Annotated in this window: 13 protein-coding genes; 4 read left to right on the forward strand and 9 right to left on the reverse strand. The window is 61.7% G+C overall.

The window, feature by feature from the left end; translation table 11 throughout:
• Nucleotides 1-98 precede the first annotated feature (98 nt).
• A complete protein-coding gene (locus tag NZ740_00380) occupies nucleotides 99-395 on the forward strand; it encodes a hypothetical protein (protein ID MCS6770464.1) in 297 nt (98 codons plus the stop codon).
• A gap of 32 nt (nucleotides 396-427) precedes the next feature.
• Here the strand turns inward: NZ740_00380 and rpmE are convergent, their stop codons facing one another.
• The 3 genes from rpmE to NZ740_00395 all read right to left on the reverse strand — a co-directional run bounded on the left by rpmE (nucleotide 428) and on the right by NZ740_00395 (nucleotide 3102).
• On the reverse strand, nucleotides 428-634 hold the full coding sequence (rpmE, locus tag NZ740_00385; GenBank protein ID MCS6770465.1) for a 50S ribosomal protein L31: 207 nt from the start codon (nucleotides 632-634) through the stop codon (nucleotides 428-430).
• Between the two features lie 108 nt (nucleotides 635-742).
• Nucleotides 743-2587, reverse strand: coding sequence for a carbamoyltransferase (locus NZ740_00390; GenBank protein MCS6770466.1), 1845 nt, complete (start codon nucleotides 2585-2587; stop codon nucleotides 743-745).
• A 56-nt stretch (nucleotides 2588-2643) separates the two neighbouring features.
• Entirely contained in the window at nucleotides 2644-3102 is a 459-nt protein-coding gene (locus NZ740_00395; GenBank protein ID MCS6770467.1) for a hypothetical protein, read from the reverse strand.
• Between the two features lie 99 nt (nucleotides 3103-3201).
• Between NZ740_00395 and NZ740_00400 the strand changes: the two genes are divergently transcribed.
• Nucleotides 3202-3765 (forward strand): chalcone isomerase family protein, encoded by a 564-nt coding sequence (locus NZ740_00400; GenBank protein ID MCS6770468.1) that lies wholly within the window; start codon nucleotides 3202-3204, stop codon nucleotides 3763-3765.
• Here NZ740_00400 and fmt read toward each other — a convergent pair.
• Genes fmt through NZ740_00415 form a run of 3 tightly spaced genes read right to left on the reverse strand, consistent with a single transcriptional unit; the run spans nucleotide 3762 to nucleotide 8183 of the window.
• A complete protein-coding gene (gene fmt / locus NZ740_00405) occupies nucleotides 3762-4694 on the reverse strand; it encodes a methionyl-tRNA formyltransferase (protein ID MCS6770469.1) in 933 nt (310 codons plus the stop codon). The genes NZ740_00400 and fmt overlap by 4 nt on opposite strands.
• Before the next feature lie 8 nt (nucleotides 4695-4702).
• Nucleotides 4703-5761 carry a glycosyltransferase gene (locus NZ740_00410; GenBank protein ID MCS6770470.1) on the reverse strand — a complete coding sequence of 353 codons (1059 nt, stop codon included), beginning with the start codon at nucleotides 5759-5761 and terminating at the stop codon, nucleotides 4703-4705.
• A complete protein-coding gene (locus tag NZ740_00415; protein MCS6770471.1) occupies nucleotides 5751-8183 on the reverse strand; it encodes a YfhO family protein in 2433 nt (810 codons plus the stop codon). The genes NZ740_00410 and NZ740_00415 overlap by 11 nt, the downstream gene beginning before the upstream one ends.
• A 196-nt stretch (nucleotides 8184-8379) precedes the next feature.
• On the opposite strand from NZ740_00415, the gene NZ740_00420 reads away from it, so the two are divergent.
• Nucleotides 8380-10044, forward strand: coding sequence for a putative transporter (locus tag NZ740_00420; protein MCS6770472.1), 1665 nt, complete (start codon nucleotides 8380-8382; stop codon nucleotides 10042-10044).
• A 45-nt stretch (nucleotides 10045-10089) separates the two neighbouring features.
• On the opposite strand, the gene NZ740_00425 is transcribed toward NZ740_00420, so the two are convergent.
• Nucleotides 10090-10545 (reverse strand): hypothetical protein, encoded by a 456-nt coding sequence (locus NZ740_00425; protein MCS6770473.1) that lies wholly within the window; start codon nucleotides 10543-10545, stop codon nucleotides 10090-10092.
• 17 nt (nucleotides 10546-10562) lie between these two features.
• On the opposite strand from NZ740_00425, the gene NZ740_00430 reads away from it, so the two are divergent.
• Complete coding sequence (locus NZ740_00430) at nucleotides 10563-11408, forward strand: metallophosphatase family protein (GenBank protein MCS6770474.1); 846 nt, start codon at nucleotides 10563-10565, stop codon at nucleotides 11406-11408.
• A gap of 107 nt (nucleotides 11409-11515) precedes the next feature.
• On the opposite strand, the gene NZ740_00435 is transcribed toward NZ740_00430, so the two are convergent.
• Nucleotides 11516-12268 (reverse strand): rRNA pseudouridine synthase, encoded by a 753-nt coding sequence (locus NZ740_00435; GenBank protein ID MCS6770475.1) that lies wholly within the window; start codon nucleotides 12266-12268, stop codon nucleotides 11516-11518.
• Entirely contained in the window at nucleotides 12255-13310 is a 1056-nt protein-coding gene (locus NZ740_00440; GenBank protein ID MCS6770476.1) for a hypothetical protein, read from the reverse strand. The genes NZ740_00435 and NZ740_00440 overlap by 14 nt, the downstream gene beginning before the upstream one ends.
• Between the last annotated feature and the right edge of the window lie 18 nt (nucleotides 13311-13328).

The raw sequence follows: 13328 nt of genomic DNA on the forward strand, positions 1-13328 counted from the left end.
TCCTGGCGGGCGGATGCCCAGATGAACGATCAAGGGCGTTGGATAGAAGGGCCACAGAGACCGCGGGCGCATATGACTACCGTGCGATTCTACAACGCGTGCGCGACCGAGGTGCGTCGGAACGCATTCGCGCCGAATTAGAAGCAGCCATCCGCCAATTCCACCAGGATCTCGGGCGGCTGCCGACAAACCTGGCAGAACTGGTAAAATACCGTTATATATTGGAAATTCCCAAACCGTCGGCGGGGCATGCCTTCCAGTACGATCCCCTGCACGGAAACATTTCGGTGGTGTCGACAACGGGCGTCGAGGACATTCAGTTGCCCGCCGAAATCGAGAACCAGGTGAGGCGCATCGAAATTCACAGGCCGCCGGAACTGCCGCCGCCGGAATAATCAGCAAGCGGCGCGCCGATGACGCCCGGGGTTTACTTGGACGGCTTCGCGTATTTGCGCTGGAACCGCTGGACGCGACCTTCGGTGTCGATCAGTTTCGCGGTGCCCGTATAGAACGGGTGGCAATGAGAGCAGGTGTTCACGTGCATTTCTTTCCGTGTCGATCGCGTCTTGAAAACAGCGCCACACGCGCACCGGATGGTGCATTCAACGTACTCGGGATGGATGTTTGGTTTCATGGCAAATGACCAAGTCAAAAATTCAACGTTAGAAAAATGTGATGTTGAATGGCAAGCCTGGATTCGCGCCTGGGCGCTCACGGTGTTGCAGCGCCCGAATGTCGCCCTTCAATCCAGCACGTATTCCTTTCTCCAATCCGCACGGTCCTCCCACTTTGGCTGATCGCCTTTACTCAGAATGAAATCGCCCAGCACGAGGTAGTCCATCTCAGTGCGCATGAAGCACCGGTAGGCGTCTTCCGGTGTGCAAACGATCGGCTCGCCGCGCACGTTGAAGGAGGTGTTGATGATGCAGTAGTAGCCGGTGAGGTCGCCGAACGCTTTGATGATGTCATAAAACCGGGGATTGACGTCCCGCTCGACCGTCTGAATCCGCGCGGATTGGTCGACGTGCGTGATGGCCGGCAGTTTGGAGCGCGGGACATTCACGCGTTTGCAGAGGTCGGGGTCGCGCATGATGCGCCGTTGTTCATCAGTCAGATCCGTCCATAGGTCGCGGCGGACAGGCGCCACGAGCAACATGTAGGGAGACTCTCGGTCGAGCTCGAAATAGTCGCTGACATGCTCCCGCAGGCAGGAGGGCGCAAACGGCCGGAATGATTCCCGATATTTGATCTTGAGATTCATCACCGACTGCATCTTTTCGGAGCGCGGGTCGCCGATGATGGATCGGCTTCCAAGTGCGCGCGGTCCGAATTCCATGCGGCCCTGCATCAGGCCAACGACATGGCCGTCCGCGATCAGACGCGCGATTTCCCGCGCCCAGGCCTCTCCGGTCAGTTTGCGGGCCGGGTAGCCTTTGGCGGCAAGGTATGCTTCCACCTCGTCGTCAAAACTGGGACCGAGGAATGCGCCCTGCATTGCATCCTTCGCCCCGTCAGCGTGACGAGGGTTGCCTTTTACGTGATACCACACGGCGAGTGCGGCACCGAGCGCGCCGCCAGCGTCGCCCGCAGCCGGCTGGATCCAGATGTTCTCAAACGGACCCTCCCTCAGCAGCCGCCCGTTCGCGACGCAGTTGAGTGCGACGCCGCCGGCCATGCAGAGGTTTTTTTCGCCGGTGATCTTGTGGAGGTGTCGCGCCATCTTGAGCACAATCTCCTCCGTGACCACCTGGATTGACCGGGCGAGATCCATCTCCCGCTGCGTGATGAAGCTCTCGGGTTTTCGGGGCGGGCCGCCGAACAACTCGGCGAATTTCTCATTGGTCATCGTCAAACCCGCCATGTAGTTGAAATACTCCAGATTGAGTTTGAACGATCCATCCTCGCGGACCGAGATCAGGTGTTCGTAAATCTGGCGGACATATTTCGGCTCCCCGTACGGAGCGAGGCCCATCAGTTTGTATTCGCCAGAATTTACCTTGAAGCCGGTGAAGTACGTGAAGGCGGAATACAGCAGGCCGAGCGAATGCGGGAAATGCAGGTCGTAAAGGATTTGGATTTTGTGGCCATCGCCCACACCCAATGTGCTGGTCGCCCACTCGCCCACTCCGTCGATCGTCAGGATGGCCGCGCGCGGATAGGGCGATGGAAAGAAGGCGCTTGCGGCGTGGGATTCATGATGCTCGGGGAAGAAAAGCTCGGGCTTGTCCGGATTAATGTGGCACACTTCGAGCGCCTGCTGAATTTCAAGGGGGATCCACAATTTTTCGCGGATCCAGATCGGCATCGCCATCATGAACGATTCCAGCCCCCGGGGCGCGAACGAAAAATAGGTCTTCAGCAACCGCTCGAATTTTCGGATGGGTTTGTCATAAAACGCGACCGCATCCAGATCCTCCGGCCCAACACCGCCCTCGTGGAGGCAGTAGCGAACGGCGTGAAAAGGGAACCGCTCATCGTGTTTCTTCCGTGTGAAGCGTTCCTCCTGCGCGGCCGCGACGATTTTCCCATCGCGGACGAGCGCGGCCGCCGAATCGTGATAAAAGGCGCTGATTCCCAGAATGTTCATTCCCGGTGTTCGATCCCCCCGCTCGAAGCCCTACCGCGGGGTCATCGCTCTCCTCCTCAGTGTTGCTTCTTATACTGCTCCATGTTGATTACAGGCGGCCGCGGCAGCCAAAACGACGCGCGTTCCGCATCCGGGAACGCCCGGTCCATGGGATCCTTTCGGCTCAACCAGAGGATTAGGCGACCCGCCGTGAACGTGATGTAAAAAAAGGGCGTCAGTAGACCCCACGTCAGTCCCGCCGATACCCAGAAAGCGAGTTTGGCTCCAAATCGTTCGAATCCGTGAAAGAGAGGCGGATAAAGCCATCCACCCGCCAGGACAAGCGCTGCTAGGGTCCAAACGATGGCCGGCCCGATCAGGTGGTCCCAAATCCGGAAGATGGCGAACCCGACCAGCGCCATCACCGCCGCCTGAATCGTCGACTTGACGCGAATGGGCATCGGCTTCTTCTCGGGCAGCGGGACGCCGAGGGCCTTCCACGGCCACGTATTCCTCGTTTTGGGTATGTTTGCCACAGCGAAACTCCGATCCGTTGCAGAGTACGAAAAACAGGTTCACAGTCAATGGAATCAGCCGTGCCGTAAGGCGGAGATGACGAGCGTCGATAAAATAATGTGATTCGTTGCCTAAGAATATTTGCGCTGTTGACCATCCTCGCGATCGTACCCGCCGCCCGGGCGCTTTCAGCCGAAAAGCCGCATTTCGCCCGCCTGGTTGAGATTCATGGCTCGCGATTGACGCTGCGCGGGACTTCATTGCTGCGCGTGGGCTACGTGTTTCGCGTGTACTGGGCCGCTCTGTATGTCGGCGAGGGGATTCCCACCGATCGGGTTTTGGAAGATGTTCCCAAACGCCTGGAGATCGTCTATCTGAGGAAAATATCTGCCAAGGACATTGTCCGAGCCGGCAATGAAATCCTGCAGCGTCAAACGGCGCCCGACCAGCTCGAGGCGATCCGATCGCGGGTTGACCAAATCAATGCAGTGTATCGCAGCGTGCGGCCGGGTGATCGGTACACGCTCACCTACGTGCCGGGCGTCGGCTCCGATCTCACCCTGAACGGAGAATGGCTCGCTCGAATCCCTGGCGCGGATTTTGCCCGCCACTACTTCGGAATTTGGCTGGATCCGCGGAATGAATACAGGGAGTTTCGCGCTGCGCTGATGGGCTCGGACTAGGCCGATGTGTCGACGTCGAGCCGGTCGCCGGGCGAGACCCTCGCGCCCCTTGCCCAATCCGCACCAGACATTTCGCGCTTTCCCTCCGGCTGCACCGAGAGCAGACGCAGCGCGCCTTGGCCACAGGCGACCAGTGGCCCGTTCCGGCTCGCTTCAAGAATTTCGCCAGGCGCTCCGGATCCCTCCTCTGCGCGCGAGGCCAAGACAGCGATCCGCCGCCCCTGAAACGAGCCAAAGCTGCCCGGCCAAGGGACGAAGCCGCGTATCTGATTGTGTAACTCCGTTGCAGGTCGCCTCCAATCCAAGCGCCCGTCCTCTTTGGTCAGTTTTCGCGCCCATGTGGCCGACGCCTCGTCCTGCGGAGTTCGCCGGACCTCGCCGTTCTCGATGAGTCGGATCGCCTCCAACATGAGTTCGGCTCCGGCGTTGGCGAGTCGTGACTCGAGCGTCAGAGCGGTGTCCCCAGGGAAAATGGGATGGCTTTGCTGCAACAAAATCGGTCCCGCGTCCATCTTGGGCGTCACCTCGGCAATCGTCACCCCCGTTTCCGTCTCGCCGTTTGCGACGGCCCATTGAATCGGAGCCGCCCCCCGATAGCGCGGCAGCAGCGAGGGATGAATGTTGATGCATCCTTTGGGGGGCAGGTTGAGTAATCGCGAGGGGATGTATTGGCCGTACGCCGCAACCACGATCAGCTCCGGCGCCCGTGCGGCGATTTCTTCGAAGGCGTCACCGATTCGCTCAGGAGTGAGTGTCGGAATCCCGAGCCGTTCAGCCGCGTCTTTTGCAGGGCAGGGCTTGACCTTTCGGCCGCGGCCCTGCGGGCGATCGGGCTGCGTCACGCAGGCGAGCACAAGATGCGGCGAGCGCGCTAGCGCCTCGATCGCGGGCACCGCAAATGCGTCCGAGCCCATGAAGAGAATTCGCATCGCTGCCTCTAGGTCGTCGGACGCCCCATCAGGTCGCTCAAATCCCTGCCCGGCCGAACAACCTCGAACCAGATCCCGACTCCGTACGCGACGTGCATGAACGGCAATAGGGGCAGGAGCAGAGAATCCGCGAACCGCCTTGTTTGCCAGACCACTTCCGCCGTGACCGCCAGCGCCACAAGAAAGTAGGCCGCGACATTCGCGGCCAGCAACCATGACCCCGCAACGTGGACTGCGGCCAGCGCCGCGCACACCACGAGCGACGCGACCCACGCCGCCGGCACCAATGGCGTCCATTCCACATCGACGCCGGCGCGAATCAGCCGCACACGCGTCGCTCCATATCGAAAAATCTGTCGCCAGAATCCGCGGAAGGTGGTCTTGGGATAGTGGAAAACATATGCCTCCGAGTCGAAGACGAGCGCGTAGCCCATTCGCGCCGTGCGGAACGCCGCAACCATCTCTTCGCCGGGGTAGAACGCTGGATCAAAACCGCCCAGTCGCTCCATCGCCTCGCGGCGAAAAACCATGTTGCAGCCGATGATCCGAGACCATTTGACCCGCTTGCGCGCCTCGGCGCCTCGAAGATAGCGGTGCGCAACGTAACCGGCCGCCCGGGATGAAAGCGCGAGCCCCGCCAGCCGGGCGAATAGAGAAATATCCGTGGGCACCAACGAAGGCCCGCTCACCATCCCGACATCCGGCGCGGAAAACGAGTCAAGAATCCGGCCGATCCAATGGCTGGGGACGTAGACATCGTCGTCCAGAAAGGCGACTAGATCGGCTCGGGCCTCTTGAAACCCCGCATTGCGCTTTCGACTCGCGTCGCCGGTTTCAAAGCGCATGGGCAGGTGCCGGACCCGCGGGTTGCCCGAAATGAGCGCCGCCACGCGCTCCGAAACCGCTGCATCAGGAATAATGCCGACGATGATGATTTCGATCAGGCCGGCATCCGGCGATGCCAGAAGCGATTCCAGTGATTTGAACAGGATTGGCCGACCCATGGTGGGGATCACCACCGAGAGCGACGGCCTTGCCCCACCGGACTCTCGCGCGTCAGGCCTCATCCCTGCGAAGGCGACTGCTTCGAGCGGCAAACACCGCGCCGAGCGCCGCCAAGGCAAATCCGACCGCCTGCGCATGGAGCGTCAACCGCGGCGGATAATGCTCGAGCGTGACGGCGTGAATCCCGGCCGGAACCCAGACACCCACGAAGATATGATCGCATCGAAACACATCCGCCGGCTCGCCGTTGATGGTGGCCCGCCAATAGGGAGTGTATTTTTCGCTGAACCGCAGCACGCCGCCGGACTCGGATGCCACCCGCAATTCCGCGCGGCCCGTCTCGAAGCGAAGGATCTCGACGGACCCGGAAATCCCGGAACCAGTCGACTCCGGAAGACGAACCGTTTCCGGCACGAGGGCTCGTTCCAGCGGCGTATACTCCCGCGACGCCATCCGGTCCAGTGTCCGACGCTTGTCTAGCGCCTCCCACCCCGACAGCAGCGCGAAACGCGGTGCCGGAGCGACATGTCGCGCGACAATATGCCGCCCGCGATTCTGCTCGGTCCCGGCGGCAACGCGGAATCCGCCGCCCTGCGGAAACACATTGAACGCATATTCGAGCGAAAATTTTCCCCGAAAACTCGGGTTGCTTTCCAATTCCGGCCAGACTTGCGCCGGACCGAGCAGATATCCGATGGCAAATGAAGGCCACAGGACATCCGGACGATTTCCCACAGCCTGAAAATACTCGCGGTAATCTTCGGGCATGCGCATTTGCGCAGCGTTGTAGGTCGCAATCCCGCAATACGGAAACAGAATGTTGAGCCAGTGCGAATATGCCGGATCTTGGCCCGCGATGAAAACCCGCTGGGAGCCCAGTCGTTCGGCCAACAGATCGACCACAGCGTTGCGCGAAATAAATCCCTCCGCCGGCACGGTCTTGACGTAGTGGCGACTGATGATTAGTTGGTCCACGGCAACCACTGCCACGGCTGCCCATGCCAGGCGCCCCGACGAGCGTCTGCTCAGCGCCAGGCAGAGCCCCGCTGCCACCGCGAGCAATGCGCCCGCATGCAAAACGGACCATGCGCGGTTTTCGGCTATGACCCCGCCGAATTGGCCCCAACCCGCTTGTGCGAAGCGTTGTGCGGACGTAGCGGTCGAAGAAACCATCCCAAGCCCTATCAGCAGCAGCAGCGCCGCCACTCCGGCGGCAGCGAAAGCGAAGCGCCGCGCGCGTCGGCTGTCGGCCGCTTGCGATGCCAACAGGGCATCCAGGCCGAAGGCCGCCAACACGCCTATTGCGAATTGCGTCACCTGCATGAACTTGACGGGCGCCCGGATCGACGACATGCCCGGAAGCTCAAAAAACAACCGGTAGACGGGCGTGAATTTTCCACAGCCGAGCACGAAGGTAACGGCGACGGCCACCAGCCAAAATATAGTTTCCAGCCGCCGCGGATGTCCGCGCTGCAACCCCAACCAAACCCCTAGGCAGGCAAACGCGACCGGGATCGACCCCAGATACAGCGTCTCCAGCTTGAAATTCATGAAACCCTGCCGCGTGGTGTCCCATTCTTTGGAACGGCCCAATCGGCCCCAATAAGGGCCGGCCGTCTCGCCGCTTCGCCATCCGAAAAATCCCGGCGCAATCCATTCGATGGTCTCCTCCGGCGGCCAGCTCCACTGCGTACAGTAGTCCCAGACCTCCTCCGGAGTCCGGGCCTCCGAGCCCTCCCCATCCAGTGCGTAGAACGAAGTAGCCACCCAGATCGCGCGGCCCGCCGTCAAAAGCGCCACGATTCCGATCGGAACCAGTGTTCGCGCCCAGAGGACCCAAGAGCGCCCGAACTCACGCGCAGCGGCGAATAGAGCATAGGGTCCGAGAACGATTGAGAAAAATACCGCCAGGTCCGCCTGCTCCAAAAACATGCCCCCGCATGCCGCTCCCGCAAGCGCGCCCCATGCGGCGGAGCGTCGACGTATTGCCTCCTCGATCAGCCAGACCGCCAGTCCGGCAAACATCACCACGCCAAATTTGCCGATGTGCCCCGCATAGGTCAGAAAAAAGGTGCTGCCCAGCCAGAACGCGGTAAGCGCTCCCAGCAGCGCAGGGACCAGACGCACTCCCCTCGCGCGCAAAAACAGCCCAAAGCCAATCGTGCCGACGGCAAGATCGAAGGCATGGATCACCTTGTGAAAAAGGCCAACCGGCAGTAGCCACAGCAGCAGGTTCGTCGAATTGATCAATAGAAAGCCCGGCTGACCGGCCAGAATGGAATCGTCCCAGAGTCGCCAGAACCCCTCTGGCAGCCAACGCTGTCGCATGGCGACATGGCCGATGTTGTCGTCGCTGGTGAACAAAACCGTACCTGGCAGCCACGCCTCGCGATACACGATCAGACCCATCGCGATTGCCGCCGCGATAAGTGCCCAATAATCCCGGCGCGGCCATGCCAGGCTGCCTGCTTGTTCTTTACTCATCGGATGCCATTTGGAATGAGATCGCGAGAATCCGAAAAACCCGCCGTCAGGACAACCCAGAAAATGGCGATATCTCCACTCGCACCCCAGGAGGGGTTGCCCGGCTGGCTCCGCAGACAGACTGAGTTTTCACGACCCTAATCTTGCGTGGGCGTGTCGCATCGCATACAAGCCATGGTTTGTTTTGATTCATGCAATGGATTGGCTCATTCAACTGATTACTGGTCACTCCGCAGCGCATGCGGTGCTCATCTTCAGCGCCGTCATCGCGCTCGGTGTCGGGCTGGGACACATTCGTATCTTCGGGGTGAGTCTTGGCATCGCAGGCGTCCTCTTCGCGGGCCTGTTCTTCGGGCACTTTCACCTCACAGTCGAGGATGAAATCCTCGAATTCATCCGCGAATTTGGACTCATTCTGTTCGTGTACACGATCGGAATGCAGGTTGGGCCGGGTTTTTTTGCCTCTTTCCGACGACAGGGCCTTCGGCTCAATCTTCTCGCGGCCGGCGTGGTTTTTGGAGGCGTCCTTACGGCGATCGCCATCTATCACCTCACCGGGCTGCCGGTTCCCGTGCTGGTCGGCTTGCTGTCCGGCGCCGTTACCAACACCCCAGGGTTGGGAGCCGCGCAACAGGTCCTGCGGGACCGCTTGCCGGACTCCCCGGACCTCGCGCTGCCGGGAATGGCCTACGCGGTGGCCTACCCCTTCGGCATTCTCGGCATCATCCTCACAATGTTGCTCATCCGGAAGATCTTTGGCATCCGGATTGAAGAGGAGGCCGCCCGCTTTGACCAAGAGCAGGGGCAGAAAGGACAGTCTCCCCGTAATTTCAACTTGCAGGTTTCCAACGCAAAGCTCAACGGCTTAGAGGTCCGCCGCCTCGCAGGGCTCGTGCAAGCCGATTTCGTCATCTCCCGGCTCTTGCGAAAGGACAAGGTCATCATCCCGCATGCCGACACCACCCTGCAGTTAGGCGACATCTTGCACGTGGTGTGCACCCCGGACAATGCGGAGAAACTCTCCCTGGTTGTCGGCGACCTTACCGCCGTCGATGTGCGGTCGGTCCCTAGCGGCCTGACCGTGCGCAACATCCTGATCACGCAGAACAGCGCCGTCGGCAAAACTATCGGGGAGCTTGACCTGCTCAACCGCTATGGCGTCGCCATCACGCGAATCAACCGCGCCGGCACTGAACTGTTGGCCAAGGCCGGCCTCGAGCTGCAATTCGGCGACCGCGTGACTGTTGTGGGCGAGGAAAATGCCCTCAAAAAGGTCGCCGTCGAGCTCGGTGACTCGCTCAAACAGCTCAATCATCCCAACGTGCTGCCGGTCTTCGTCGGAATCATTCTCGGCGTTTTGCTGGGTAGCATCCCCCTGCCGATTCCCGGCGTCCCTGCTCCTGTCAAACTCGGACTTGCCGGCGGGCCTCTGTTGGTCTCGATCCTGCTCAGCCGCTTCGCACGTGTGGGCCCGATCGTCTGGTATTTGCCGCTCAGCGCCAACCTCGCACTCCGCGAAATCGGGATCACGCTTTTCCTTGCGTGCGTCGGGTTGAAGTCCGGCGGACGCTTTGTCGAAACACTGATCGCCGGAGACGGCCTGATGTGGATGGGGCTCGGCGCTCTTATCACGGTCATTCCGATCGTGACGGTCGGGATCATCGCGCGAGCGGTTTACCATCTAAATTACCTCTCGATCTGCGGGTTGCTCGCCGGCAGCATGACCGACCCGCCGGCGCTCGGCTTCGCGAACCAGATGGCATCGTCCGATGCGCCCGCCATCACCTATTCCAGCGTTTACGCGCTGACGATGTTCCTCCGCATCCTCACGGCGCAGGCACTCGTGCTACTGCTTCTCTAGTGCGTCGCAGACGAGGGGTGGGGCCAACCGTCAGAGCCGGATCCCCTACTCCACGGCAAGCGGGTTCTTCCACAGAATGTCATTGGTCGTGCTGCGCAAGATCACGAGGACGACCTGCCCCGGCTGGATCACATGGTCCTCTGCGCTGCCGGATCCTCCCGTCTGATACCACCACCGACCACCTTCCCGCGCATTTCGCCAGATTCGAACCGCCGGGCTGCGGTCCATCACGTCGCGGCTCGCAAAAATTCGAATTTCATCCGCAATCATAATTCCGTTCGCCGCGGACAAGGATTCCAGACCCAGTTCGCGCAACGGAACGACCCGAGGCGCTGAGAAGGTCACCACGTTAACCACATTCGAGGCGGAAAGTCGGTCTTTCGCCAGGTGAAGTTCCAAGCGCTGTGGCGCTCCGGTTTGCGCCTGGGCGGTGATTCCGAGCGCGATCGCAAAGAGAAGTGCGATCCCCATTGTCTTTCGAGCGGAGTGGTACATATTCATGCGGGAATTTTACACCTGTGCGCCTCGCCGTTCTATCCGACATTCATGGCAACTTTATCGCGCTTCGGGCGGTCCTTGACGCCATCGATCGGGACAATCCGGATCGCGTGATCATCGCTGGAGATGTGATCAACCGGGGCCCCCGTTCTCGGGAGTGCCTCGCCTGCGTGCTCGACCGCATCGAACGGGACTGCTGGCTATGCATCAAGGGCAACCATGAAGACTACGTGTTGATGGCCGCTGCACAGGACCCCGCAATGATGCAGCCCTGGCAACGCGCCGCGCTTGCGCACACCTTCTGGACGGCGGATCGCGTGCGCGATCTCCTGCCCACCGTGGCCGCCTTGCCGGATCAAATCTCGCTCTGGGGACCTGACGGCTCGGAGGTCCGTTTTGTCCACGCATCCATGCGGGGGAACCGCGAGGGGTTGTATCACCACATGGACGAGGCGGCGCTGATCGAGCGAACTTCGCCGCCCGCCGACGTGCTCGTCGCCGGACATACGCATATCCCCTTCAGCCGCCGCGTTGATGGCCGGCTCATCGTCAACGCCGGCGCGGCCGGCCTCCCGTTCGATGGAGATTTTCGGCCCTCCTACGCCATTCTCGAATGGACGCCCCGGGGATGGACGACCCACATCCGCCGAATCACCTATGACCGGGCCGCCGCTGAACGAGACATGGTGGATTCCGGTTTCCTGGACGGCGGCGGCCCCATGGCCAGGCTCATCCTCGAAGAATTGCGCTCCGCTCGGCCGCTGCTGGCACGCTGGCAGAGAGACTTCGAGCCGCGGGTCTGCGCGGGGTTAATGACCGTCGAGGACTCCGTCGATGCGCTTCTCGACTCGATCGGTGCGCGCTGAAGCCGCCCGCGAAACGGCCCGCTCTCCCGTCCCTGATCGATCCGATCGGCCTCCATTTTTTCCATGCTCTGGAAATTCCATAGCATGGAAGCCGGTTCGCGGCATTTTTACAGACGATGGAAATTTTCGCGAGCGGCGAACCGAAGCGCCTCGACTTCGTGCGGCGTGAGCTCGCGGCATCTGCCCGCCGGCAGGTCGCCGAGCTGCACCGGACCGATCGCGGTCCGGAGCAGGCGGATCACGCGAACCCCGCAAGCGGCGAATAGCCTGCGAACCTCCCGCTTCCGGCCCTCCGCGAGGACCACTTCGTAGACCGCGGAGGCGACCTCACGGATGGATCGGGCGCGCAGCCATTCGCCGCCGTCGCGAATGCCGCGCACGATCCGCCGGGCCCCATTCGCCTCGAGCGGAGTGTCGCACCAAACCATGTACGTTTTTACGACGCCGTAGCGCGGGTGCGTGAGGCGGAGCGCAAAGTCACCGTCGTTCGTCAACAACAGCAAGCCCTCGCTGTCGCGGTCGAGCCGGCCGACATGGTAGAGGCGGCTGCTCCCCGCGGGCAACAGGTCCGACAGCGTGCGCCGCCCGCGGTCATCGGACATGGCGGACAAGACGCCCCGCGGTTTGTGAAAAAGGAGATACCGGAACGGCTGCGGCCGGATTGGGCAGCCGTCCACTTCAACGCGTTGTCGGGCGGGATCCACCGCCACCGGCCCGGCCACGACGGCGCCATCGACGCGGACCCGACCGGCGGCGATGAGCGCCTCGCAGGCGCGGCGCGACGCGACGCCGCAGAGGGCCATGTATTTGTGCAGACGGATCGGCCCGATTTTGCCGGCGGGTGCGTCAGTGTTCGACATATGGAACGAGTGTATGGGGCAGCCACGCGGCAAATGGCGCATAGCGGGCCGGAATTTTCCGAGCGGCTTCTTCGGTTACTTCAGTGACACGCCGGGATTCGGATTTCGGAATCGTCCAGGCATCCCGAATGAGCAGGTGCGGCGAATCGCGCGGCGATTCTCCGGGAATCAGATGGAACTGGATGGTGCGGGCCGCAGATCCGAAGAAATCGTAGGCCCGGGCCAACTCCTCCTCACTGACGGCGAGAAGCCGCTCAAAACGGGCCGGGCCGAGCACCGTCCGAAAGCCGGAATAAAGATCCTCGCGAAGCTCCGCGCCGGCCTTTTCGAAGGGGGGGATGTAGATGGAAACCTCATTTGGCGCGGGCTGCGTGGCGATGAGAACCTGTTGCTGGATCGATAAGATCGAGGCGCGGCCGTATTTCAGGAGGTCGTCGAGCAGCTCGCGCTCTCGCGGATTGACGGCGAGGAAATCCGCCAGATCGGGGTGCACGGAGTAGTCGTCCGCAACCGCCGCGAAGCGAAGGCGGGGCAGGTGCCGTTCCCGGAGCAGCAGACGCCCGCGCAGGTTGACGAGAATCCAGTTCGCCAAATCCTCATAGCGAAGCCTGGCCGTTTCGGCCGTGCGACGAGCTTCGGCCAGCTCCCGCTGAATTTCCTCCGCAACGAGGGGCGGCGCGGACGCCGACGGCGGCGAAGGCGACGAGGACGGCGCTCGCTCGGAATCGACCGGTGTTGACGTCTCAGTGTGCGGTTGGACCGCGGAACCGAAATTGGCTGTCACAGGCACGGCCGGATCCGAATCGCTCCGCGCCAGCGCCCAGCCCAGCGCGAACAACACCGCCCCGGCGGCAACCGCCAGGCACAGGGCCTGCAGACGGCGCAGCAATGCCGGGTTTAGGACGGTTGATTGATGGGGAATCTGCAGCGAGGAGCGGCAATTCGGGCACTCGGCCAGTGAGCCGGCGGCAGGCGGGTCCGCGGCGAGCCTGCGGCTGCACGCGGGGCATCGGAAAAATATTTCGGCCCGCTCCCTGCCCATAACGCCAGTGTAGGAACC

The sequence above is a fragment of the Kiritimatiellia bacterium genome, from assembly GCA_025054615.1.
GTDB lineage: Bacteria > Verrucomicrobiota > Kiritimatiellia > CAIVKH01 > CAIVKH01 > JANWZO01.

Bases quoted from the DNA above. Each gene is read 5' to 3' on its own strand.
- rpmE (MCS6770465.1), bottom strand. From the start codon at position 634: ATGAAACCAAACATCCATCCCGAGTACGTTGAATGCACCATCCGGTGC.
- NZ740_00390 (MCS6770466.1), bottom strand. From the start codon at position 2,587: ATGAACATTCTGGGAATCAGCGCCTTTTATCACGATTCGGCGGCCGCG.
- fmt (MCS6770469.1), bottom strand. From the start codon at position 4,694: ATGCGAATTCTCTTCATGGGCTCGGACGCATTTGCGGTGCCCGCGATC.
- NZ740_00410 (MCS6770470.1), bottom strand. From the start codon at position 5,761: ATGAGGCCTGACGCGCGAGAGTCCGGTGGGGCAAGGCCGTCGCTCTCG.
- NZ740_00415 (MCS6770471.1), bottom strand. From the start codon at position 8,183: ATGAGTAAAGAACAAGCAGGCAGCCTGGCATGGCCGCGCCGGGATTAT.
- NZ740_00420 (MCS6770472.1), top strand. From the start codon at position 8,380: ATGGATTGGCTCATTCAACTGATTACTGGTCACTCCGCAGCGCATGCG.
- NZ740_00425 (MCS6770473.1), bottom strand. From the start codon at position 10,545: ATGAATATGTACCACTCCGCTCGAAAGACAATGGGGATCGCACTTCTC.
- NZ740_00435 (MCS6770475.1), bottom strand. From the start codon at position 12,268: ATGTCGAACACTGACGCACCCGCCGGCAAAATCGGGCCGATCCGTCTG.
- NZ740_00440 (MCS6770476.1), bottom strand. From the start codon at position 13,310: ATGGGCAGGGAGCGGGCCGAAATATTTTTCCGATGCCCCGCGTGCAGC.